The 23,341-nt window shown below is 75.3% G+C and carries 22 protein-coding genes; 14 read left to right on the forward strand and 8 right to left on the reverse strand.

The features are described 5' to 3' along the window. The 5 genes from BM142_RS20225 to BM142_RS20245 form a co-directional block, all read left to right on the forward strand. A partial coding sequence (locus tag BM142_RS20225) for an integrase core domain-containing protein (RefSeq protein WP_139228966.1) occupies positions 1 to 323 on the forward strand: 323 nt, incomplete at its 5' end. 36 nt (positions 324 to 359) lie between these two features. Beyond that, entirely contained in the window at positions 360 to 1,787 is a 1,428-nt protein-coding gene (locus tag BM142_RS20230) for a GuaB1 family IMP dehydrogenase-related protein (RefSeq protein ID WP_092202648.1), read from the forward strand. A 37-nt stretch (positions 1,788 to 1,824) separates the two neighbouring features. Then, positions 1,825 to 2,172, forward strand: a complete 348-nt coding sequence (locus BM142_RS20235) for a metallopeptidase family protein (RefSeq protein ID WP_217640819.1) — start codon at positions 1,825 to 1,827, stop codon at positions 2,170 to 2,172. Positions 2,173 to 2,215: 43 nt separating this feature from the next. Next, positions 2,216 to 2,671, forward strand: a complete 456-nt coding sequence (locus tag BM142_RS20240) for a globin domain-containing protein (protein WP_092202734.1) — start codon at positions 2,216 to 2,218, stop codon at positions 2,669 to 2,671. 11 nt (positions 2,672 to 2,682) lie between these two features. After that, a complete protein-coding gene (locus BM142_RS20245) occupies positions 2,683 to 3,015 on the forward strand; it encodes a GroES family chaperonin (RefSeq protein WP_254791098.1) in 333 nt (110 codons plus the stop codon). A 135-nt stretch (positions 3,016 to 3,150) separates the two neighbouring features. Here the strand turns inward: BM142_RS20245 and BM142_RS20250 are convergent, their stop codons facing one another. Next, positions 3,151 to 3,633, reverse strand: coding sequence for a MarR family winged helix-turn-helix transcriptional regulator (locus BM142_RS20250; RefSeq protein ID WP_092202649.1), 483 nt, complete (start codon positions 3,631 to 3,633; stop codon positions 3,151 to 3,153). Between the two features lie 78 nt (positions 3,634 to 3,711). Between BM142_RS20250 and BM142_RS20255 the strand changes: the two genes are divergently transcribed. Beyond that, positions 3,712 to 5,844 (forward strand): MMPL family transporter, encoded by a 2,133-nt coding sequence (locus tag BM142_RS20255; protein WP_092202651.1) that lies wholly within the window; start codon positions 3,712 to 3,714, stop codon positions 5,842 to 5,844. A 135-nt stretch (positions 5,845 to 5,979) separates the two neighbouring features. Continuing rightward, positions 5,980 to 6,855: a ketopantoate reductase family protein gene (locus BM142_RS20260; RefSeq protein WP_092202652.1), complete on the forward strand. Its 876-nt coding sequence runs from the start codon at positions 5,980 to 5,982 to the stop codon at positions 6,853 to 6,855. 62 nt (positions 6,856 to 6,917) lie between these two features. Here BM142_RS20260 and pheA read toward each other — a convergent pair whose 3' ends face one another. After that, positions 6,918 to 7,868: a prephenate dehydratase gene (gene pheA / locus BM142_RS20265; protein WP_092202654.1), complete on the reverse strand. Its 951-nt coding sequence runs from the start codon at positions 7,866 to 7,868 to the stop codon at positions 6,918 to 6,920. A gap of 113 nt (positions 7,869 to 7,981) precedes the next feature. Between pheA and BM142_RS20270 the strand changes: the two genes are divergently transcribed. From BM142_RS20270 to yczE, 4 genes are all read left to right on the forward strand, one after another. After that, a complete protein-coding gene (locus BM142_RS20270) occupies positions 7,982 to 9,676 on the forward strand; it encodes a GGDEF domain-containing protein (protein WP_092202656.1) in 1,695 nt (564 codons plus the stop codon). After that, the gene (locus BM142_RS20275) at positions 9,673 to 12,651 is read left to right on the forward strand and encodes a diguanylate cyclase domain-containing protein (RefSeq protein WP_092202658.1); all 2,979 of its coding nucleotides are present in this window, start codon (positions 9,673 to 9,675) and stop codon (positions 12,649 to 12,651) included. The genes BM142_RS20270 and BM142_RS20275 overlap by 4 nt, the downstream gene beginning before the upstream one ends. A 107-nt stretch (positions 12,652 to 12,758) precedes the next feature. Then, entirely contained in the window at positions 12,759 to 13,946 is a 1,188-nt protein-coding gene (larC, locus tag BM142_RS20280) for a nickel pincer cofactor biosynthesis protein LarC (RefSeq protein ID WP_254791099.1), read from the forward strand. 79 nt (positions 13,947 to 14,025) lie between these two features. After that, positions 14,026 to 14,685, forward strand: a complete 660-nt coding sequence (gene yczE, locus BM142_RS20285; protein WP_092202660.1) for a membrane protein YczE — start codon at positions 14,026 to 14,028, stop codon at positions 14,683 to 14,685. Here the strand turns inward: yczE and BM142_RS20290 are convergent. Continuing rightward, entirely contained in the window at positions 14,630 to 15,007 is a 378-nt protein-coding gene (locus BM142_RS20290; RefSeq protein WP_254791100.1) for a VOC family protein, read from the reverse strand. The two genes, yczE and BM142_RS20290, sit on opposite strands and share 56 nt — an antisense overlap. A gap of 121 nt (positions 15,008 to 15,128) precedes the next feature. On the opposite strand from BM142_RS20290, the gene BM142_RS20295 reads away from it, so the two are divergent. Next, positions 15,129 to 15,989, forward strand: a complete 861-nt coding sequence (locus BM142_RS20295) for a helix-turn-helix domain-containing protein (protein WP_139228967.1) — start codon at positions 15,129 to 15,131, stop codon at positions 15,987 to 15,989. Here the strand turns inward: BM142_RS20295 and BM142_RS20300 are convergent. Then, the gene (locus BM142_RS20300) at positions 15,916 to 17,061 is read right to left on the reverse strand and encodes an MFS transporter (RefSeq protein WP_092202664.1); all 1,146 of its coding nucleotides are present in this window, start codon (positions 17,059 to 17,061) and stop codon (positions 15,916 to 15,918) included. The genes BM142_RS20295 and BM142_RS20300 overlap by 74 nt on opposite strands. 329 nt (positions 17,062 to 17,390) lie before the next feature. Between BM142_RS20300 and BM142_RS20305 the strand changes: the two genes are divergently transcribed. Both BM142_RS20305 and BM142_RS20310 read left to right on the forward strand, forming a co-directional pair. Continuing rightward, the gene (locus BM142_RS20305) at positions 17,391 to 17,987 is read left to right on the forward strand and encodes a TMEM165/GDT1 family protein (protein ID WP_175527386.1); all 597 of its coding nucleotides are present in this window, start codon (positions 17,391 to 17,393) and stop codon (positions 17,985 to 17,987) included. Positions 17,988 to 18,088: 101 nt separating this feature from the next. Next, on the forward strand, positions 18,089 to 19,543 hold the full coding sequence (locus BM142_RS20310; RefSeq protein ID WP_092202666.1) for a sensor domain-containing diguanylate cyclase: 1,455 nt from the start codon (positions 18,089 to 18,091) through the stop codon (positions 19,541 to 19,543). Here the strand turns inward: BM142_RS20310 and BM142_RS20315 are convergent. From BM142_RS20315 to BM142_RS20330, 4 genes are read right to left on the reverse strand one after another with little or no spacing between them, the layout of a single operon-like run. Next, positions 19,530 to 20,507, reverse strand: coding sequence for a glycine betaine ABC transporter substrate-binding protein (locus tag BM142_RS20315; RefSeq protein ID WP_092202668.1), 978 nt, complete (start codon positions 20,505 to 20,507; stop codon positions 19,530 to 19,532). The genes BM142_RS20310 and BM142_RS20315 overlap by 14 nt on opposite strands. Next, on the reverse strand, positions 20,508 to 21,329 hold the full coding sequence (locus BM142_RS20320) for an ABC transporter permease (RefSeq protein ID WP_217640820.1): 822 nt from the start codon (positions 21,327 to 21,329) through the stop codon (positions 20,508 to 20,510). Beyond that, positions 21,326 to 22,531 carry an ABC transporter ATP-binding protein gene (locus BM142_RS20325; RefSeq protein WP_305764376.1) on the reverse strand — a complete coding sequence of 402 codons (1,206 nt, stop codon included), beginning with the start codon at positions 22,529 to 22,531 and terminating at the stop codon, positions 21,326 to 21,328. The genes BM142_RS20320 and BM142_RS20325 overlap by 4 nt, the downstream gene beginning before the upstream one ends. Next, positions 22,524 to 23,165, reverse strand: a complete 642-nt coding sequence (locus tag BM142_RS20330; protein WP_092202670.1) for an ABC transporter permease — start codon at positions 23,163 to 23,165, stop codon at positions 22,524 to 22,526. Before BM142_RS20330 ends, BM142_RS20325 begins: the two co-directional genes overlap by 8 nt. Positions 23,166 to 23,341 lie beyond the last annotated feature (176 nt).

A 23,341-nucleotide genomic window follows, 5' to 3' on the forward strand; every position in this document is an offset into this window, starting at 1 on the left:
CCCGCGGGGTCACCACCCAGCGGGTGCTATCCGACAACGGCTCGGCCTACCGCTCCCACGCCTGGCGCGACGCATGCCTCGAGCTCGGCATCACGCCCAAGCGGACCCGGCCCTACCGGCCGCAGACCAACGGCAAGATCGAGCGCTTCCACCGCACCATGGCCGACGGCTGGGCTTTCGCCCGCATGTTCTACAGCGAGTCAGCCCGCCGGAAAGCCCTGCCCGCCTGGCTGCACGAGTACAACCATCACCGGCCCCACACCGCGATCGGCAAGCACTCCCCGATCACCCGCTTGAACAACCTGGCTGGGCAGTACATCTAGCGCGCACGTCGCCCGGCGTGCGGGACACTGGGCCCCATGCGGTTCCTGCAGCGCCCCGACCACGACCTGACCTACGCCGACGTCTTCATGGTCCCGAACCACTCGACGGTGGGCTCCCGGCTCGAGGTCGACCTGACCACGCCGGACCGCGTCGGGACGACGATCCCGGTCGTCGTGGCCAACATGACCGCCATCTCCGGGCGACGCATGGCCGAGACGATCGCCCGCCGGGGCGGGCTCGCGGTGCTGCCGCAGGACATCCCGGTCGACGTCGTCAGCGAGGTGGTGTCCTGGGTCAAGGCGCGGCACCCGGTCTACGACACCCCCATCACGCTGGGGCCCACCTCGACCGTCGGCGAGGCGCTGGCGCTGCTGACCAAGCGGGCGCACGGGATCGTCGTGGTGGTCGAGGGCGGCTCCCCGGTCGGCGTCGTCACCGACGGCCAGTGCCAGGGCGTGGACCGGTTCACCCAGCTCTCGGAGGTCATGACCCGCGAGCCGCTGACCGTCCCGGCCGGCACCGACCTGCCCAAGATCTTCGACGTCCTCTCCGGCGAGCGGGTGAGCGCGGCCCCGGTCGTGGAGGGTGACCGGCTGGTCGGGGTGATCACCCGCAAGGGCGCGCTGCGCTCGGCGATCTACACCCCGGCGACCGGCCCCGACGGCTTCCTGCTCACCTCGGCCGCCGTCGGCATCAACGGCGACGTCGCCGGCAAGGCCGGTGCCCTGCTGGCCGCGGGCGTCGACGTGCTGGTCGTGGACACCGCGCACGGGCACCAGGAGAAGGCGGTCGAGGCGGTGCGGGCCGTGCGCTCGGTGGCGGGGTCCGTGCCGGTGGTCGCCGGGAACGTGGTCACGGCCGACGGGACCCGCGACCTGATCGAGGCCGGCGCCGACGTCGTCAAGGTGGGTGTCGGCCCCGGCGCCATGTGCACCACGCGGATGATGACCGGCGTCGGCCGCCCGCAGTTCTCCGCCGTCGAGGAGTGCGCGGAGGCGGCCCGGGCCCTCGGCCGGCACGTGTGGGCCGACGGCGGCGTGCGGCACCCGCGCGACGTCGCCCTCGCGCTGGCCGCCGGCGCGGCCAGCGTCATGGTCGGGTCCTGGTTCGCGGGCACCTACGAGAGCGCCGGCGACATCCACGACGACGGGTCGGGCCGGCTGTACAAGGAGTCGTTCGGCATGGCGTCCGCGCGCGCGGTCAAGGCCCGGACGGCGACCCAGACCGGCTTCGAACGGGCCCGCGCCGGGCTGTTCGAGGAGGGCATCTCCTCCTCGCGGATGTACCTGGACCCCGCCCGCCCCGGTGTCGAGGACCTCGTCGACCAGATCGTGGCCGGGGTGCGCTCCTCCTGCACCTACGCCGGCGCCCGCACCGTCGAGGAGCTGCACGAGCGCGCGGTGCTGGGGGTGCAGAGCACGGCCGGGTACGAGGAGGGCCGGCCGCTGCCGACCAGCTGGTGACGGCGACCGCACCGGCGTCGCCGGGGAGGGCGGCCCGGTGAAGCCACTGCCCGTCGAGGTCTTCGAGCAGCTGGTCGCCGACGCCCTCGACCAGGTGCCGCCGGAGCTGCTGGCGCTCATGGACAACGTCGTCGTCCTGGTGGAGGACCGCAATCCCGAGGAGCCCGACCTGCTGGGGCTCTACGAGGGCTTCGCCCTGACCGAGCGCGGGTGGGAGTACGGCGGGGCGCTGCCGGACCGGATCATGATCTACCGGGAGGCGATCTGCGACATCTCCGAGACCGCCGACGACGTGGTCGACGAGGTGACGATCACCGTCGTCCACGAGATCGCGCACCACTTCGGGATCGACGACGAGCGCCTGCACGAGCTCGGCTGGGGATGAGCGGCACCCCGTGGCGGCACGTGTGCTGCCACACTCGTCCACCGTGCGCCCGACGCTGTTCGCGTTCGCCGGCGGCGAGCCTGCCTTCCGGGCGCTGGCCGCCGCACACCACGCCCGCTGCCTCGCCGACCCGGAGCTGAACCACCCCTTCACCCGCGCCGACCTGGACCCGCAGCACGTCCCGCGGCTGGCCGCGTACTGGGCCGAGGTCATGGGTGGTCCGCCGCGCTACTCCGAAGGGTTGGGCGACCAGTCCGGTCTGCTGCGGATGCACGCGGGCAACGGGGACATCAGCGACCTCGGCCGGCGGTTCGTCGACTGCTTCGTCGCCGCCCTCGACGACGCGCAACTGCCCGCCGACCCGGAGTTCCGGTCCGCGATGCGCGCGTACGTGGAGTGGGCCGTGGACGACGTGCTGGTCTTCTCGCCCGTGGATGCCGTCGTACCGGACGACCGCGCCGTCCCCCGGTGGTCCTGGGACGGTCTGCGGCGCGGGTAGCGTGGGACGACGTGCCCGAGAACTCAGCCGCCGGCAAGCTGCCGATCAAGATGCTGCACGACCGCATCCTGGTCGCGCTCCGCAAGGAGGACGGCGACCGTCGCTCCAGCGGCGGCATCCTCATCCCCGCGACCGCACAGGTGGCCAAGCGCCTGGTCTGGGGCGAGGCGAAGGGCGCCGGGCCGAGCGTGCGCCAGGTGAAGGTGGGCGACCAGGTGCTGTTCTCCCCCGAGGACCAGCACGAGGTCGAGGTGCACGGCGAGGACCTGATCATCCTGCGCGAGCGCGACGTGCACGCCGTCGCCGCCGAGCGCATCGAGGAATCGACCGGCCTCTACCTCTGACCGGGCTCCACCTCTGACCGGCGACCGCGCGCGACGGGCGGTCCCACAGGGGCGCGCGCGGGCCGCCGCGGCCCGTCCTCCCCCACCGCAGCGCGTCCTCCCTCAGCGCCCACCGTGCGGGAGGACGCGCCATGATCAGGTTCCCTGATCGTGGCCGGGCGGGTCGGCGCGGGAATGGCGCATGGTCGCCGCGGTCATGTCCAGCACGAACCGGCGGACGACGGCCAGCTCCTCGTCGGTGTAGTCCTCCATCGCCGCGGCCAGGTCCCGGGCCAGCCCCCCGAAGTGCTCGGCCCCCGCGGCCATGGCCGAGTCCGACATCTCCAGCGCCACCCGCCGCCGGTCGCCGGTGTCGCGCACCCGCCGCACGTGGCCGACCTTCTCCAGCCGGTCGACCAGCGCCGTCACCGAGGCCGAGCTCAGCTCCACGGCGGACCCCAGCCGGCCGGCGGTGAGCGCCTCGCCACGGCGGGCCGCGTCCATGATCGCCACCAGCGCCCGGACGTCGGTGCGGTTGAGGCCGTGCACCTGGGCGAATCTCTGGCCGACTGCATCCAGTTCCACGGTCAGCCGGCGAAGGAGCAGTGCGAGCTCCTGCCGTGACCCCGCATCAGCCACGCACCGCCTCCGTTCGCCATCCGCCGTCGTCCGCCATAATCTCTCGACGATCGAGATTATCGACCATCAAGGGACATCATGCCTCGCCGTACCGCCGCCCTCCGCTGGCTGATCCCCGCCCTCGTCGCCGTGGCCTGGCTGGCCCTGGCCGGACCGCTGGGCTCCTTCAGCGGCAAGCTGGGCGAGGTCTCGGAGAACGACTCCGCAGCCTTCCTCCCCGACAGCGCGGAGTCCACCCGGGTCACCGAGCTGCAGCAGCAGTTCCGCACCGAGCGCACGCTGCCGGTGATCCTGCTCTGGGAGAGCGAGGACGGCCCCCTCGGCCAGGACGCGCTGGCCGAGGCCCGGGCCCGCGTCGACCAGGCGGTGGGCATCGCCGAGGACGCCGGCGCGCTCGAGGGCGAGGCCTCCCCGCCGATCCCGTCCGAGGACGGCGAGGCCGTGCAGGCCGTCCTGCCGTTCGACCCGAACCTGGGCGACGCGCTCGGCGAGGTGATCGGGCAGCTGCGCGACCTGCCCGGGATCGACGGCACCACCGCCTACGTGACCGGCCCCGGCGCGATCTTCTCCGACTTCGCCGAGGGCTTCGCGGGCATCGACGGGCTGCTGCTGATCGCCGCGTTCGGCGTCGTCCTGCTCATCCTGCTCGTCGTCTACCGCAGCCCGCTGCTGCCGCTGCTGGTGATCGGCACGGCCGGCATGGCGCTGGTCGTCTCGCTCGCGGTGGCGTACTTCCTGGCCGACCAGGGCTGGATCACGGTGAACGGCCAGAGCCAGGGCATCGCCTCGATCCTGGTCGTCGGCGCCGCCACGGACTACGGCCTGCTGCTGGTCTCCCGGTACCGCGAGGAGCTGCGCCGGGAACGGTCCCCCGTGGCCGCCATGAAGGTGGCGCTGCAGCAGTCGTGGGAGCCGATCGCAGCCTCGGGCGGGACGGTGATCCTCGGCGTCCTCTGCCTGCTCTTCTCCGACCTGGGCTCCAACCGGGCGCTCGGCCCGATCTCCGCGGTGTGCATCGCCTTCGCCATGCTGGCCGCGCTCACCTTCCTGCCCGCGCTCCTCGTGCTGTTCGGCCGCGCCGCGTTCTGGCCCTTCCGCCCGAAGTTCGGCGAGGAGCACACCCACGGCAAGGGCTGGGAGCGGATCGCCACGTCGGTCGGCCGCCGTCCCACCCGGTACCTCGTGGGCAGCGCCGGCGTCCTGGTCGTCTTCGCGCTGTTCCTGCCCACCTTCGACGCCGACGGGATCCCGCTGTCGGAGGCCGTGCGCGGCGGGTCGGAGTCCGGCGCCGGGCAGGAGGCCCTGGCCCGCCACTACGAGGCCGGCGCGGCGAGCCCCGCGGTGATCATCACCCCGGCCGACGGCTGGCAGGACGTCGCCGACGCCGCCGCCGGGGTCGACGGCGTGGCGGAGGTGGCGCCCTTCACCGGCGAGCAGGGCGGCCCGCCCGGCGCCGGGTCCGGCGAGCCGGTCGAGGTCGACGGCCTCGTCCGGATCGACGCCACGCTGGCCGACGCCCCCGACAGCGAGGCCGCGCAGGACACCGTCCAGCAACTGCGGGCGGCCGTGAGCGACGTCGACGCCGACGCGCTCGTCGGGGGCTCCTCCGCGCAGGACCTCGACACCCAGGAGACGGCGGCCCGCGACCTGGCGGTGATCGTCCCGCTGGTGCTGCTGGTCATCACTGTCGTGCTGGCCCTGCTGCTGCGGGCGATCGTGGCTCCGCTGCTGCTGGTGGCCACGGTGGCGCTGAGCACGGCCGCGACCGTCGGCGTCGCCGCGCTGGTGTTCGACCACCTGTTCCAGTTCCCGGGCAGCGATCCGCAGGTGCTGCTGATCGGCTTCGTGTTCCTCGTCGCGCTGGGGATCGACTACAACATCTTCCTGATGACCCGGGCCCGGGAGGAGTCGGTCCGGCACGGGGCGAAGGACGGCGTGCTGCGGGCGCTGGCGGTGACCGGCGGGGTCATCACCAGCGCCGGGCTGGTGCTGGCGGCGACCTTCGGCGCCCTGACCGTGCTGCCGCTGGTGATCCTCATCCAGCTGGGGTTCCTGGTCGGCTTCGGCGTCCTGCTGGACACGTTCGTCGTCCGCACGCTGCTGGTGCCGGCCGCCGTCCACCTGATCGGGGACAAGGTCTGGTGGCCCGGCGCGCTGGCGAGCGGCCCGACCGCCCCCGAGCCGGAGGAGCGCGAGCTCGCGAGGGTGTAGGCGCGCGCCGCCCGCCCGCCCGCCCTGCCAGATGATCATCGGCGGGTGGCGCCCGTCAGCGGCGTGTCGTCCAGCCACCCGCCGATGATCAACGGCGGTCGGGCGACTGGTTGACCGGACGGGCAGGGTGGAGGCATGACTGCTCTCCGGATCGCGGTCCTCGGACCGGGCGGGGTCGGCGGGATGCTCGGGGCGCTGCTGGCCCGCGACGGGCACGCCGTCACCTGCCTGGCCCGCCCGGAGACCGCCGAGCACGTCCAGCGGCACGGCCTGACGCTGTCCAGCGACCGGTTCGGCGCGTTCACCGCTCCGGCCCGGGGGACGACGCGGCTCGACGCCCCGGTCGACGTCTGCCTGGTCACCCCGAAGGCCACCCAGCTCGCGGCCGCGCTGGACCGGCTGCCCGCCGAGGTGCTCGGGACGGCGGTGCTGGTCCCGCTGCTCAACGGCATCGACCACCTGGAGCTGCTGCGGGCGCGCTACCCGGAGGCCCGCACCGTGGCGGGGGCGATCCAGGTGGCCGCGCACCGGCCGGCTCCGGGGACCGTCCGCCACGACGGGTCGCTGGCCGCGGTGACGCTCGCACCCGGTGCCGAGCAGCTGGCCGACGCGCTGGCGGCGACCGGCGTCGACGTCGACGTCCGGCCGGACGAGCGCGGGCTGCTGTGGGCCAAGCTCTGCCTGCTCGCCCCACTCGCCCTGCTCACCACGTCGCTCGCCGCACCGCTCGGCACGGCGCGGGAGCAGCGGGCCGAGGACCTGCGGGCCGTCGTCGAGGAGGTCGCCGCCGTCTCCCGCGCGGACGGAGCCGACCCCGACCCGACCGCGACGCTGGAGCTGCTGCACTCGCTGCCGGCCGGGATGCGCTCCTCGATGCAGCGCGACGCCGAGGCCGGCCGGCCCACCGAGCTGGACGCGATCGGCGGCGCGGTGCTGCGGGCGGCCGGGCGGCACGGGATCGACGTCCCGGCCACCCGCCGGATCGTGGAGGAGCTCCGCGCCCGGCTCTGAGCCCGTCGATCATCGGCAGGTGGCTGCCCGACACGCCGGCAGGGGCAGCCACGCGCCGATGATCAACGCGGGGAGGGGCCGCCCCGGATGCCCGCGAGCCAGCCCTCCGCATCGGCGAAGGCCGCGTCGGCGGCCACGTCGGGCACGGGCACGTTCTCCCGCCCGTCGGCGCGGGCGTAGGACCCGAGGAACCGGACGTCGTCGCAGACCCGGTGCAGCGCGGCCAGCGCCTCGCCCACGCGGGCGTCGGCGATGTGCCCCTCGCAGTCGAGGCTGAAGGAGTAGACGCCCAGCCGCTCCCGGGTCGGGCGGGACTCGATCCGGGTCAGCGAGATCCCCCGGACGGCGAACTCGCTGAGCAGCGCGAGCAGCGCGCCGGTGCGGTCGCCGACGACGGCGACCAGCGAGGTCTTGTCGTTGCCCGTGGGCGCGGGCAGCGCACCGGCCGGCTCGACCAGCACGAAGCGGGTCACCGCGCCCGGGGTGTCGGCGAGGTCGTCGACCAGCGCCACCAGCCCGTAGCGCTCGGCGGCGATGGGCGCGCACACGGCGGCGTCGAAGTCCCCCGCCGCCACGGCCGCGGCGGCTCCCGCGGTCGAGGACACCGGCAGCGGGACGACGCCGGGGAACAGCTCGGCCAGCCGCCCCGCGGTCTGCGCCAGGGCGTGCGGATGGCTGGCCACCGACCGCACGCCGGCCTGCTCCGTCCCGGGCCGGACGGCCAGCACGAAGGCGACGTCGAGGAACACCTCGCGGGTGATCACCAGGGGCGCACCGTCGGCCAGCCCGTCCATCGTGGCCGGCACCGAGCCCTCGACGGAGTTCTCCAGGGGGACCAGCGCGGCGTCGGCGTCCCCCGATCGGACGGCGGCCAGCGCCGCGGGGACACTCGGCTGGGGGTACCGCGATCCTCCCGCGGAGGAGACGGCGCTGAGGGCGGCTTCGGCGAAGGTACCCTCGGGTCCCAGATAGGCGAACCGCGTCGGAGACGTACTGGGTGGCATCCCGGGCATCCGACGAGGGTAGTGCGGGCGGGGCGGGGCGTGTCCCGACCCGGGGGAACCGAGTCGTCACCGACAGGCTCGGCCGCAGCACGGCTGGCCCGACCCGTCAGTGGAGGGGATCTGTGACACCCAGCCCGGTCCGCGTCGCCTCGAGCGATCTCGCGGCCGTGCTGTGGCGCCTGCTGGACGCCAGCTCCCGGGACGACTCCACCGCCTTCCTCTGCCTCCTCGACGACGCCGACGGCGCCTTCGCCGAGGCCACCGACGCGCGGTGGACGGCGTGGCGGCACGCCCTGGCCGCCCAGCGGGCGCTGTTCGAGAGCGACCCGGACCTCGCCGTCGAGTCCGTGGCGGCCGCCCGGGAGGCGCTGCTCGCGTGCCCGCCCTCGGCCGACACCGCGCTCACGCTGGCCTACCTGGCGCACGTCGAGGTCACCGCCGACCACTTCGACGCCGCGATGCTGTTCGCCGTCGACGCCAGCCTGCTCACCGAGGGGCCCAACGCCGGCGAGCCCACCCGCGCCCTGCACCAGGCGCACCGCTGGCTGTCGCTGACCCTCTCGGGCCTGGACCTCGAGGAGCTCGCGGTCTCGCACGCGGTCCGCGGGCACCGGATCGCCGCCGCCCTCCCCGACCTGGGCGACCAGTGGCAGCTGCTGCAGCTCTCGGCCCAGCAGCACGCCGAGCTGGCCCAGACGCTGCGCCGGCGCGGGGACTCGGAGCGGGCCCGGGCGCTGGCCGCCGTGGCGATCGCCCAGGCCACCGAGGCCCGGGAGATGGCCTGGGAGCCGGATCCGGCCGCCGCCGACCTGCTCGACGTCGTCCAGGCGTGGGCGATGAACAGCTCCGACGACCTGGACAGCGCCATGGGCCCGCTGCGCCGGGTCCGCCGCCGCGTGCAGGAGCACGGTGGCCTGTGGCTGCGCGGCTACACCGACCTCGTCCTGGCCCGCCTGCTGGTCCGGGTGGCCCAGCGCGACGAGGACGCGGAGTACGGCGAGGAGGCCATCGGCCTGCTGGTGGACGCCGCCGGCGCCTTCGTGGCCTCCGGGGACCGGCGCCGCTACCGGCAGTGCCTGCTGGAGCTGGGGCAGAGCACCGCCGACCTGGGCCGGCCCGCCGAGGCGCTGCACTGGCTGGAGGCCTACCGCGCCGACACCGGCCGGGCGCACGCGCGCGGCCGGGAGATGTGGGCGGAGATGTTCATCCGCCGCAGCCGGCTGCGCGAGGCCGAGCGGCAGGCCGCCCTGCTGCGCCGGCACGCCCTGGAGGACCCGCTCACCGGCCTGGGCAACCGGCGCAGCGCCGAGCGGCGGCTGGGCACGATGCCGCTCGGCGAGGAGCCGCTGTCGCTGGCCGTGGTCGACGTCGACCGGTTCAAGAAGGTGAACGACGAGGCGTCGCACACCCACGGGGACGCCGTCCTCCGCCGGGTGGCCGACCTGCTGCGGGAACACAGCCGCACCGGCGACGAGGTGTACCGCTGGGCGGGCGACGAGTTCCTGGTCGTGCTGCCGACGGCGACGGAGGCCCAGGCGCTCGTGGTGATGGAACGGCTCCGCGCGGCCGTGGCCGAGGCGGACTGGAGCGACCTCGTGCCCGGCCCGGTCACCGTCAGCATCGGCGTGGCCACCGCGCCGGCCGTCGAGGAGCAGCCGCCGGCCGAACCACCCCGGCCGGGAGGGGGCTGGCGGGCGCTGTTCGACACCGCCGATCTGCACCTGTTCTCCGCCAAGCGCAGCGGCCGCAACCGCGTGCGGGCTCCCGGCGGGGAGGCCGCTGCCGGCTCCGGCGGACCGTCCCCGGCCCCCGCGTGACCAGCTCCGCCTGGGACGCGTGGGACGCGTCGGACGGGGGACGGCGCGTTCCCGAACAGGTGCTCGACAGCGCACCCGACGCCGTGCACAGTGCGCTCGTGCCGCCCGGAACCCTGCACCGCCGGGTGACCGCTGCCCTGGCGAACTGGCAGCTCGACGACGCCGAGGAGCTCCTCGCCGACGTGGAGCGCGAGCCCTCGCCGTACGTCGTCGCGGACCCGGTGGCCGACGCCCCCGCGGACGCCCCTGTCTCGCTGGGCAAGGCGTGGGCCGACACCCTGCGCGCCGAGCTGCTCGTCCGGCGCCTCCGCGTCGCCGGCTTCACCCTCGTCGGCGACCCGGTGACCGCCGGTGCCGCGGCCGGCGACCCGCTGGACCTGCACGCCGGCGTCGCCGACCTCATCGAGGGCACCGGCGAGGACGGCGACCCGCGGTCGGAGTCGGCCTCCCGCGCCGCGCTGGCCATCGCCCTGGTCCGGTCGGCGAAGGCCGCCTTCGACGCCTCCGACGACGACCTGCAGCGCGCCGCCGGCCTGGCCCGGCACGCCCGGATCGAGCTGCTCTCCCGGCGCATCGACGCCGCCATGGACGAGGCCGTCGAGGCCGCCAGCCTGCTCGACCCGGTCCTGCCGCCCAGTGCCCTGCTGGTGGACACGCTCGGCACCCTCGCCGGCGTGCTCGCCGACCTCGAGCTCATGCCGCTGGCGCTGGACTACCAGCGGCGGGCCCACGAGGCGGCGCTGACCGCCGCCGCCGACCCGGCCGCCGCGGGGTGGTCCGGGGACGGTGACGCCGCCGACGTCGTGGTGGCCACCACCGCCACCTGTCTCGGCGAGCTCTGCGCGGAGCTGGGCGAGGGCCTGCTGGACGACGGCGTCCCCGAGTCGGCCGTGCCGCACTTCGCCGAGGCGCGCCTGCTGGCGGAGAAGGCCCTCGAGCTGCTGCCCCCGGACAGCCCCGGGCTCGTCCCCGCGCAGGTGGTGCACGGCTGGGCGCTGGTGGGGCTCGGCGAGCACGCCGCCGCCGTGGGCCCGCTGCGCGCCGCCGTGCGCGTCACCTCGGCGACGGCCGACCGCGCCCAGCTGGCGTCGGCGCAGCTCGCCCTGGGCCGGGCGCTGCGCCGCCAGGGCGACGTGTCCGAGGCCGACGAGCACCTGGTCTCGGCGCTGAGCCTGGCCACCGAGCACGGCCTCCCCCGGCTGCGGCGGGCCGCGCTGCGCGAGCTGTGCACCCTGCACGCCGAGCTGGACGACGCCGGACGCGCGCTCCCCTACCTGCAGGCCTACCTCTCCGACGAGCTGGACCGGGTCGACGAGCGGCGCACCCGGTGGGTGGAGCTGTTCGGCCGGCGCAAGAGCCTGCTGGAGACCGAGCGGGCCGCCGGCCAGCTCCGCCGCCAGGCCTACGAGGACCCGCTCACCCACCTGCCCAACCGCCGCTACGCCGAGGCCCGGCTCGACGGGCTGCTGGCCACCGGCGGCGCCCCCGCGCTCGCCGTGGTGGACGTGGACCGCTTCAAGTCGATCAACGACGCCTTCGGTCACCCCGCCGGCGACGCCGCGCTGCGCACCGTCGGCGAGCTGCTCGTGGCCGGCGTCCGCGACACCGACGAGGTGTGCCGCTGGGCCGGGGACGAGTTCGTCATCCTGCTCCCCGACACCACGGCCGAGCAGGGCGAGCGGGCCCTGGAGCGGATCCGCCGCTCGGTGGCGACCTACGACTGGTCCTCCCTCGGCATCGAGGCCCCGGTCACCATCAGCGTGGGCATCGCCTCGGCCGCCCGCGGTGACGACCGGCGGACCCTCTTCGCCGCCGCCGACGGCGTCCTCTACGACGCCAAGCGCAGCGGCCGCGACCGCGTCGTCCGGCTGTCCGGGGTGACCCAGACACGGGCAGCCGGCGCCAGCCCGCTCGACGTCCTGTTCGGCCCCCCGCCGTCCGCCGACGGGGCCACGCCCTCCGGGCCGGACGACGACGGCACCGCGGACGGCGCCACCGCGGACACGCACACGGCGGACAGCGGCACCGCAGGCACCGGCACGGCGGACACCCGGACTCCGGACGCCGGTGGCCCGGGCAGTCCGGTGGCGTCCCCCGCCCCCGACGCGACTCCCGTGCCGCGGCCCGCCGCCGAGGCGGCCGACGGGTTCGCCCCCCTGCTCGTCCCGCCGCGGCCGGCGCACCCGCCGCTGGGCACGGGCGGGCCGGCCGAGCCGCTGCTGGGCCCGCTGCCCGCGTCGGGACCGGTCGTCGTGCCGGCAGCTCCCGCCGCCGTGCAGCCCGCCGCCGTCGAGCCCGCGCCGGTCCCGCCCACCCCCGTGGAGCCGGCGACACCCGCCGCCGCACGACGCACCGCCGCGGTGGAGCCGGAGGTCGTCTGGGCCACCGGCCGCACCACCGAGCAGGTCCTCGCCCTGGTCCGCGAGGCGCGGCGCGAGCACCCCGACCGGCCGGCGCTGGTGCTGCGCGCCGGCGCGGAGACGCTCGTGGCCCTCGCCTCCGAGCACGACGCGTACACGACGATGGACGCCGCGGCGATGGCGGCGGCGGTCGGGCCGGTGCCCGAGCCGGTGGGCCGCGTGCACGTGCTGTGCGCCGGCGGGGCCGACGGTCCCGTCGCGGCGGAGGTCGCCTTCGTCGCGCGGGTCAGCGGCACCGCGGCCGTGCGGCTGGACGACGTCGCCGGCAGCCGGCTCCGCGACCTGCTCGCCGACGGCTCGGCGTTCGCCGGCGCCGACTGCCTGGTCGTCGTGGCCGGGCTGGACGCCTCGCTCGCGGCGACCGTGGGGGAGGCCGCCGACGTCCCCGTGGTGGCGGTGCCCACCTCGGCGGGGACGCCGAACGCCTTCGCCGGCCTCGGCGCGCTGGTGACGATGCTGAACTCGGCCGCGCCGGGCGTCGCCGTCACCGCCATCGACAACGGCTGGTCCGCCGGCGTGTTCGCCGCCCGCGTCGCCCGACGGGCGGCTGTGTGATCTGTCGTCCTCCGGACGACACCGCGCCCAACAGCCCGCCGGGAGCCCTCCGGGCCCCGCGGCAGGTCCACCCGCGGCCGAGTGCCGTTCCCGGCAGCCGCTGGGCCATGATCGAGCGCATGATCGGCTGGCTGGACCTCTCCGCGGGCGCCTCGGGGGACATGCTCCTGGGCGCGCTGGTCGACGCCGGGGTGCCGCTGGAGGTACTCACCACCGCGGTCGCCGCGCTCCCGGTCGAGCGGATCCGGCTGGTGACCGAGCAGACGACCCGCCACGGCCTCGGGGCCACCCGGGTGCACGTGCACGCACCGCCGTCGTCCGAGCACCGCACCTGGGCCGACGTCCGGGACCTGCTGGCCGGCGCCGGACTGCCGACCCCGGTCCGGGACGGCGCGCTCGCCGTCTTCGAGCGGCTGGCCGTGGCCGAGGGCCGGGTCCACCGGGTGCCCCCCGACGACGTGCACTTCCACGAGGTCGGCGCGCTGGACGCGCTGGCCGACGTCGTCGGGGTCGTGGCCGGCCTCGAGCACCTGGGGCTCACCCGGCTGAGCGCCTCCCCCGTGGCACTGGGCAGCGGCACCGTGCGCAGCGCGCACGGGGTGGTGCCGATCCCCGGCCCCGCGGTCCTGGAGCTGCTGCGCGGTGTCCCGGTGGTCGCCGGGCCGGTGCCGGCCGAGATGTGCACCCCGACCGGCGCGGCCCTGCTCGCCGCCCGGGTGGACGAGTGGACGACGCTGCCGCCGATGCGGGTGGAACGCGTCGGCGTCGGCGCGGGCGGACGGGACCCGGCCGAGCTGCCCAACGTCGTCCGCCTGGTGCTCGGGGAGGCCGCGGCGCCGCAACCGGCCGGGCCGGTGGTCCTGGAAACCAACGTCGACGACCTCGACCCGCGGCTGTGGCCGGGCGTCCTGGAGGCGCTGCTCGCCGCCGGCGCCTCCGACGCCTGGCTGACCCCGATCCTGATGAAGAAGGGCCGCCCGGCGCACACCCTGTCGGCGCTGTGCCCCCCGGCGGCCGTCCCCGGCGTGGAGGCGGCGGTCTTCGCCGGCACGTCGAGCATCGGCCTGCGGGTCGTCCCGGTCGGCAAGGTCGCGCTGGAGCGGGTGCAGACCTCGGTGGAGGTGCTCGGCGGCCGCACCGGCGTCAAGCTCTCCGTGCACGACGGGCGGGTGGTGAACGTCAGCGTCGAGTACGAGGACGTCGCCGCGCTCGCCCGCGACCTGGGCCTGCCGGCCAAGGAGGTGCTGCGCGCCGCCACGGCGGCGGCGGAGGCGGCTCATCCCGTCGGCCCGTGACGGCGAGACCTCTGACGACCAGGCCACCCGGCCCCGGTGGCCTGCCGGAACCCGGCCGATCGTGGCGCAGGATGGCCGGGTGCGCGCCCTCTTCCCGCCGACCCCGTCCGGGCGGCGCCTCCCCCGCCGGCTGACCCAGCTCTACGCGGGGCTGCTGCTCTACGGCATCTCCATGGCGCTGATCATCCGGTCGGCGCTGGGCAACATGCCGTGGGACGTGCTGCACCAGGGGCTCGCCGACCGGCTGGACCGCTCGATCGGCACGGTGGCGATCGCCGTGGGGGCGCTGGTGCTGCTCGCCTGGATCCCGCTCCGCCAGCGGCCAGGGCTGGGCACCGTGAGCAACGTCGTCGTCCTCGGGCTGGCACTGGACGCGACGCTCGCCGTCGTCCCGGCTCCGTCGGCCCTCCCGCTGCGGCTCGCGCTGCTGGTCGGCGGCGTGCTGCTCAACGGCGTCGCCACCGCCGCCTACATCGGCGTCGCGCTGGGGCCCGGCCCGCGGGACGGGCTGATGACCGGCCTGGTCGCGCGCACCGGCGGCTCGGTGCGCGTGGTGCGCACCTCCATCGAGGTCGCCGTCGTGGCCTGCGGCTGGCTGCTCGGCGGCACCCTGGGGCTGGGCACCGTCCTGTACGCGGTGGCGATCGGCCCCCTGGTGCAGCTCCTGCTGCCGCCGCTGTCGGTCAGCCCTGCTGCGCGCCCCACTCCGCCAGCCGCCGTTCCTGCTCCTCCGGGCTGATGTCCTCGACCTTGGTCATGATCGCCCAGCGGTGCCCGAAGGGGTCGTAGACGGAGGCGAACCGGTCGCCGGTGACGAAGGTGCCGGGCTCCTCCCGCACCGTCGCCCCCCGCTCGACGGCCCTCGCGAAGACGGCGTCGACGTCGGGCACGTAGATGCAGGTCGAGCCGCTGACCGCGTCCGTGGACCGGTCCGGCACCACGAGGCCGTACTGCTCGTTCGGGTCCGACAGCTGCAGCCGCCCGTCGCCGAGGTCGAGCTCGGCGTGCGCGACGGTGCCGCCGGGGCCGTCCATCCGGCTCACGACGGTCGCGCCGAACACGTCGGCGTAGAAGCCGATCGCCTCGGCCGCGGGCGAGCAGACGAGGAACGGGTCAGGGTCGTGTAGCCCTCGGGCTTGCCGTGCGTGATCGTCATGCCCCCACCCTGCCTAGGCTGCGGGGGTGGCGTCTTGGACAAACGCGACAGCCCTCGACCGCGCGGCCACCCTGCGCGGGTTGCTGCGGCCGGCCGAGACGGCGACGCGGGCGGGTCTGCGCCGCGACGCCCCGGTCAGCGAGCCGCTGCGGCCGTTCGTCGAGCGGTACTGGTCGGTGCGCTGGGACCTCACCGGGCAGCCCCCGTTCCGCTCGGAGGTGCTCAGCCACCCCAGCGTCAACGTCTCCGTGGAGACCGGCACCGAGCCGCGGTTCGGCTTCGCGCTGCCCGCCGTCCTGCTGCACGGGGTGGTCACCCGCCGGTTCGTCGTCGACCTGACCGGCGCCGGCCGGGTGACCGCGGTGAAGTTCCGGCCCGGCGGCTTTCCCGCCCTCACCGGCGCCCTCCCCGGTCGCAACACCGTCGAGCCCGTGGGCGACCGGCTGGGCCTGCCCGCGGCCCGGCTGCTGGACGACGTCCTGGCCCCGGAGGACGACGACGCGCGCGCCGCCGTCCTCGACGCCGCCCTGCTCCCGCTGGCGTCGGAGCCGGCCGACGCCTACCTCGACCTGCTGGGCCTGATCGACGCGATGATCTCCGACCGGGAGCTGGTCCGCGTCGACCAGGTGGCCGCGCTCGGCGGGATCAGCGTCCGGTCGCTGCAGCGGCTGTTCGCCGGCTACGTCGGGGTCACCCCCAAGGCGGTGCTGGCCCGCTACCGGCTGCAGGACGCCGCCGCCGCGATCGACGCCGGGAACGGGGACGACCTGGCCGCGCTGGCGGCGTCGCTGGGCTGGTTCGACCAGGCCCACTTCAGCCGCGACTTCCGTGCCGTCGTGGGGGTTCCCCCGTCGGAGTACCTCCGGCAGGCACGCCGGGTCCCCTGACGTCGGGTTCCCTGGTCCGCAGCCCGGCCCGCACCACCGGCACGACGGCGAGCACCAGGACGGCCACCGCCGCCGCCCCGCCCAGCGCCCAGGCCGCGAACACCAGCAGCGAGGCCAGCTCGATGCCCAGCCCCGCGACCGAGGTGATCGTGGCCCGGTGGGTGCTCGCGATCCCGTCCTGCAGCCGCGCCTCGGCCACGACGAGGACGGCGAGGTAGAGGGCGTAGAAGACCGCGACGGCGCCGAGCGCGGCCGGCCGGGCCCAGACGGCGGCCACCGCCAGGAACCCGGCCGCCGCGACCAGCAGGCCCAGGAGGGCCCACCCCGGCAGCCGGTCGGCCCGGCCGCCGAGCGCGGCTCCGGCGGCGCCGGCGAGCGCGACGACCAGCACGGCGAAGGGGACCGCGGCCGTGGGCACGCCCCACTCCCCGGCGAGCACGGGGAAGTACTCCTCGACCGCGTCCAGGCCACCGATCAGCGCGACGGCGAGCACGAGGACGCGCAGCGCCGGCGACCGCAGGACGTCGGCGACGCCCCGGCGCACCGGCTGCTCCCCGCCGTCCGCTCCCGTCCGGGGCGCTTCCGGGAAGCGCAGCGCCAGGGCGGCGGCGGCCAGGCAGACGACCACGCTGGCCCAGCCGACCAGCGGGTACCCGCCGACGGCGAACAGGGCGCCGGCGGCGAACGCCGTGGGCACCTGGACGACGAGCTCGGCCGACGTCATCGCGCCGTTCACCCGGGCATAGCCGTCGCTCGCGCCCACCGCGGCCAGCCCGTCGTAGACCAGCGCCTCGGCGGCGCCGGAGACCAGCGCGCCCGAGATGCCCCACAGCAGGAAGCCCACCGCGAAGGCCCAGACCTGCGGCGCCGCCGTCCACACGGCGAAGCCGGCCGCCTGCAGCACGCCTCCCAGGACCACGACCCCGCGGCGGGACCAGCGGTCGGCGAGCACACCGGCCGGGACCTCGGTGAGGAAGGAGGTGACCGACCAGACGGCGAACAGCATGGAGATCTGCGCGCCGGAGAGCCCGGTGTCGAGGAAGAGCAGCGCGTAGAGCGGGTACAGCGGCACCAGCTCCGAGAGCGCGGCCCAGCCGACGGCCAGGCGGGCCAGCGGCCGCGCGGCGGGCGGGAGCGGGTTCGGCGACGGGCGTCAACGGAACGGCATGTGCGGAGGCTAACGCCGGCCGGGCGGCTCGCGCAGCCGGTTTCTCGCTAGGCTGCCCGGCGAAGGGGAGTAGCCCCCCGTCCGCTGGTCGACATGCTGGCGCCTCCCGAGGCCGCCCGGTCAGCGGGTCCACGTCCCGCGTGGATGGGCGAGACCTTCGACCAGCAGCCCGCGCTGCCCGGTCGGAGGCCGCCCTGACTCCGCCCGGCAGCGCCCAGCGGAGGAGAAGTCCCGTGGTCCTGTCCGTCATCGCGACGGCGTTCATCCTGGTCCTGCCCGTCGAGCTGCCGGACAAGACGCTCTTCGCCAGCCTCGTGCTCGCCACCCGCTTCCCCCCGTTGCCGGTCTTCGTCGGGGTGGGTGCGGCGTTCGGACTCCAGGTCGCGATCGCGGTCACCGCCGGGTCGCTGCTGTCCCTCCTGCCCGAGGCCCTGGTCAGCGGCGTGGTGGCCGTGCTCTTCCTCGTCGGCGCGGTGCTCCTGTGGCGCAGCGCGCGCAGCGGCCCCGAGGACGAGGAGCTCGGCGAGACCGGGCAGGGCAGCTCGTTCCTCCGCATCGCGGCGGTCTCTTTCGGCGTCCTCTTCGCCGCCGAGTGGGGCGACCTGTCGCAGCTGGCCACCGCAGGGCTGGCCGCCCGGTACGACGAGCCGCTGTCGGTGTTCGTCGGCGCCTGGGCCGCGCTGCTCGTGGTGTCGGGGCTCGCGGTCTTCCTGGGCACGAAGCTCGCCGACCGGTTGCCGATCGCGCTGATCCGCCGGGTGGCGGCCGGGCTGTTCCTGGTCTTCGCGGCGTTCGCGGTCGCCGAGACGGTGCGCGCGCTCGCGAGCTGACGCCGCCACCCGTTCGGGGGACCCCCGCTCAACCCGGCGGCGATGGCTGTCGTTCCGGAACGAGTACGATCTCGAAGGCTCTCCCGGGGAAGGCTGCTGGCATGACGACGACCGGACGACGGCACCCGCGTGCCCGCCCGGCCGCGCTCGTGCACGAGTTCGGCGTCCCCGGCCCGAGCGCCGATCCGGAGCTCGACGGCATCGTCCGCCTGGCCGCCGCCGTGACCGGGCTGCGCTACGCCGCCGTCAACACCCTCGACACCCCCGTCAAGCACGCGCTGGCGGCGCACGGCTTCCGCGCCACCGCCACGCCGCGCGACGAGTCGATCGGCTTCGTGCTGGCCCGGCGCGGCGCCGGCGTCCAGACGGTCGAGGACCTCACGGCCGTGCCGGAGTTCGCCGGGAACCCGTGGGTGGACGGCCGGCGGGGCCGGGTGCGCGCCTACGCGAGCGCGCCGATCGTGGTGGACGACGTCCTGCTCGGCGCGCTGAGCGTCTTCGACGACGAGCCGCACGCCTTCACGCCGGACGACTGCGGCCGCCTCGACGACCTCGCCGCCGTCGCCGTCTCGCTGTTCCGCGCCCGGCAGCAGGCCAGCCGGCTGGCCGACCTGGCGGCCGCCGGTCAGCTGGCCCGGGCCGACCTGGAGCGCGCCCACGCGCGCCTGGTGCGGTCGACCGCGTTCACCAGCGCACTGCTCGACGCCCTGCCCGTCGGCGTGGTGGCCGGGGACGCAGAGGGACGGCTGTCGTTGTTCAACCGGGTCAGCCGCGAGTGGCACGGCGTCGAGCCCGACCCGGCGGTCGCCGTCGACGAGCTCCCCGGCGTCTTCCGGCTCACCGACGCGCAGGGCGCGGCGCTGCCCCCGGACCTGGTGCCGCTCACCCGGGTCTACCGCGAGGGCCGGGTGGCCGACGTCGAGATGGGCATCGCGGCGCCGGGCCGGCCGCTGCGGCTGGTTACCGCCTCGGGCACCACCATCCGCGGCGACGACCAGAAGGTCCTCGGCGCCCTGGTCACGCTGGTCGACGTCACCGCCCAGCGGGAGCTGGAGCGGGCCCTTCGCGCGGCGGCCCTGCACGACCCGCTGACCGGGTTGCCCAACCGCAGCCTGCTGCTCGACCGGCTCGAGCAGTCGCTGTCCGCGGCCCGGCGGGCGGCCGAGCCGGCGGCGGTCCTCTACTGCGACCTCGACGGGTTCAAGCCGGTGAACGACGTGGCCGGCCACGCGGTCGGTGACGAGGTGCTCGTCGATGCCGGCCGGCGGCTGGCGTCGGCCGTCCGGCCGGGCGACACCGTGGCCCGCATCGGCGGCGACGAGTTCGTCGTCCTCTGCCCCAGCGTCCGGGGCGAAGAGGCGGCGCAGGAGATCGCCGGGCGGGTCGCCGCCGCGTTCGGCACGCCGTTGCACAGCGCGGACGGCACGGCGTTCGACGTCGGGATCAGCATCGGCGTGGCGCTCTGCGCGCCCGAGGACACCCCGGAGTCGGCGCTCGAGGCCGCCGACGCCGCGATGTACCGGGTCAAGGCCGCCGGCCGGCTCAGCCGCGGGTGACGAGCCCCTCGTCCACCATCCAGTCCAGCGCCACGTCGGCGGGCTCCTCGCCCTCCACGTCGACCCGCGCGTTGAGCACCTGCAGCACCTCGTCGGTCAGCAGCGGCGTGATCTGACCGAAGATGTCGGCCAGCTCGGGGTACTCCTCCAGCGTCTCGGTCAGCACGACGGGCGAGATGTTGTACGCCGGGAAGAACCCGCGGTCGTCCTCGAGCACGGTGAGGTCCAGGGCGGGGATCCGGCCGTCGGTGGTGAACACCTCGCCGAAGTTGCACAGCCCGTCGTCGGTGGCCTCGTACACGGCGCCGGTGTCCAGGATGCGGATGTTGTCGCGCGGCACCCCCTGGGGGTCACCGAGCGGGATGCCGTAGGTCTCGAGCATCGGGCCGAGGCCGTCGTTGCGGCTGGCGAACTCCGACTCGACGCAGAAGGTGCGTTCCTCGACCGGCAGCTCGGCGATGCCGGAGAGGGTCGAGATGTTGCCCAGCTCCGGCAGCGCCTCGCTGCGCACGGCGAACGCGTAGGTGTTGTTGGCCTCGGCCGGTGGCAGCCAGGTCAGCCCGTTGCCCTCGTCGACGTCGCGCACGGCCTCCCACTGCTCCTGCGGATCGGGGATCGGGTCGGACTCCCCGAAGTAGGACAGCCAGGCGGTGCCGGTGTACTCCCACTCCATGTCGATGTCCCCGTCCACCAGGCCCTGGCGGGCAGGGACGGAGCCGGGGATGTTGGTCCGGTCCACGACGTCGAACCCGGCCACCTGCAGCGCGATCACCGCGATCTTGCCGAGGATGAGCTGCTCGGTGAAGTTCTTGGCGCCGACGACGATCTCGTCCCCCTCGACGCCGTCGATCGGCTCGATGCTGCCGGGCGCCGACGGCGGCGTGTACTGGGTGGCGGCCTGCAGTCCGCAGCCCGTCGTCGCCAGGAGGGCGGTGGCGGCCAGCGCCACGAGACGCGCGCGCATCTAGAGCCCCCTCGGCCGGGCGACGTGCTCGACCACCCGGCCCAGCCAGTCGATGGCCAGCGCGAGCAGCGCCACCAGCACCGCCCCGCTGATCAGCAGGGCGTCCAGCGACAGGTTGATCCCGGTCGTGATCAGCACACCCAGCCCGCCGCCGTTGATGAAGGTGGCCAGGGTGGCGGTGCCGACGAGGAGCACGAGCGCGGTCCGCACGCCGGCCAGCAGCACCGGCACCGCCAGGGGCAGCTCGACCCGGAGCAGCACGGCGAGGGCGCTCATCCCCATCCCCCGGCCCGCCTCGACCAGCCGGGCATCGACGCCCTGGATGCCGACGATGGTGTTGCGCAGCACCGGCAGCGCGGCGTAGACGACCAGCCCGATCACCGCCGTCCGGAAGCCGAAACCCACCCAGGCGGCCAGCAGGACCAGCAGGCCGATGGCCGGAGCCGCCTGCCCGGTGTTCGCCACCCCGATGATCAGCGGGCTGAACCGGCGCATCGCGCCACGGGTCAGCAGCACGCCCAGCGGGATGGCGATGACCAGCACGATCACCGCGGAGACCGCGGTGAGCTGCAGGTGCTCGACGATGCTCCGGGACAGGGCGCTCCAGCCCAGCTGCCGGGACTCGGTCTCGCTGAGGTCGGCCGCGAGCCGCCAGACGACGAAGGCAAGCACGGCCGCCGCCAGCATGACCGGCTGCCACACCAGCGCCCGCCAGCCGCCGGCACCGGACGCGGCCGCGCGCTCGTCGGCCGCCTGGGTGGCGGGCTCAGGCGCGGTGTCGTCGGGGGCGCCGTCCGGGCGGACCCCGGTGGAGGCGGTCACCCGGCCGCTCCGGAGCGGGTGCGCTGGATGGCCGCCATGACGGTCTCGACGGCCATGACCCCGGCCAGGCTCTCCCGCCGGCCGGTGACCACCACCCCGCCCTGGCTGGCCGCCAGCATCGTGTCGAGCGCATCGTTGAGCGTCGAGCGCATCCCCACGACGGGCAGCCGTTCGTCGACCGTGTCGGGAATCGTCGGGGACCGGGTGAGCTCGGCCAGCGTGGGCCAGCTGATCGGCCGCCCGCGCCGGTCCAGCACGACCACGTAGTCGTCGCCGGCCGCCTGCGCCGCGGCCACGGCGGCCGCGGCGTCCGAGCCGACCGTCGCCGTCGTCGGCTGCAGGAGGTCGACGTCCCCGACCCGGGTCAGCGTGAGCTGCTTGAGGGTGGCGCCGGCGCCGACGAAGTCGGCGACGTACTCCTCGGCCGGATCGGCGAGGATCCGCTCGGGCGTGTCGTACTGCACCACCCGCGCGCCCACGTCGAACACGACGATCCGGTCACCCAGCTTCACGGCCTCGTCGAAGTCGTGGGTGACGAAGACGATGGTCTTTCCCAGCTCCTCCTGGATGCGGATGAGCTCGTCCTGCAGCCGCTGGCGGGTGATCGGGTCGACGGCACCGAACGGCTCGTCCATGAGCAGCACGGGCGGGTCGGCGGCCAGCGCGCGGGCGACCCCGACCCGCTGCTGCTGCCCGCCGGAGAGCTCGCGCGGGTACCGGTCGCGGTACTGGTCGGGGTCCAGGCCCACCAGGTCGAGCAGCTCGTCCACGCGAGCGGCGACGCGGGCGTCGTCCCACTTGAGCATCTTCGGGACCAGCCCGATGTTGGTAGCCACGGTCATGTGCGGGAACAGCCCGCCGGCCTGGATGACGTACCCGATCCGCCGGCGCAGCCGGTCCGGGTCCTGGTCGGTGACGTCCTCGTCGCCGAGGTGGATGCGGCCGCCGGTCGGCTCGATCAGCCGGTTGATCATCTTCAGCAGCGTCGTCTTCCCGCAGCCCGACGGGCCGACGAACATGACCGTCTCGCCGGCGGCGATCTCCAGGGTGACGTCGTCGACGGCGGGCACGTCCTGACCGGGATAGCGCTTGGTCACGCCGTCCAGCCGGATCGGCACGCCGCTGATGTTCCGGTCGTCGCGGCCGGGCTCGGCGGCGGTCGGCGGAGCGGGCTGCGCCTCGGAGGGCAAGGTCTCAGACACGGATCCCCCTGGGGGTGGTCAGCCGGCCCACCAGGACCAGCAGCAGGTCGAGGACGAGGGCCAGCAGGACGATCGCGATCGTCCCGGTGAGCGTCGAGTTGAGGGCGTTGGCCCCACCGAGGCGGGAGAGCCCGGAGAAGATGAACCCGCCGAGGCCCGGACCCAGCACGTAGGCGGCGATGGCCGCGATGCCCATGACCATCTGGGTGGACACCCGGATGCCGGCCAGGATCACCGGCCAGGCCAGCGGCAGCTCCACCCGCAGCAGGGTGCGGACCCGGCTCATCCCGATGCCGCGGGCGGACTCGACCAGGGACCGGTCGACCCCGGCCAGCCCCACGACGGCGTTGCGCAGCACCGGCAGGGCCGCGTAGAAGGTGATCGCGATGACCGCCGGCGTGATGCCGAAACCGAACGGCGCCAGCAGGATGCCCAGCAGCGCGAAGGAGGGGACGGTCAGGCCCACGGCGGAGAAGCCGTTGGCGGCCGACGTGGCGGTCGGGTTGCGGTAGACCAGGACCGCCAGCGCGACGGCGAGGAGCGAGCCGAGCAGGACGCACTGGACGACGAGACTGACGTGCTGGAAGGCCTGGAAGGCGATGAGGCCGCGGCGCTCGACCACGTAGTCCCACATGGGGCCAGCACCTTTCCCGGCCGCATGTGCGCCGCGGATTCGACGTGAGGTCCTGCGCGGGTACCGGACGACTCCGGGCGCAGGGGAAACCGACCGTTTCACATCCGCCCCCCGACCGGCGACCCCCGCGATGATTGCGATCCTGCGACGACCCGCTCCGTCGACGATCGCTGACT

Source organism: Blastococcus tunisiensis (genome assembly GCF_900112815.1).
In the GTDB taxonomy this organism is placed as follows: domain Bacteria; phylum Actinomycetota; class Actinomycetes; order Mycobacteriales; family Geodermatophilaceae; genus Blastococcus_B; species Blastococcus_B tunisiensis.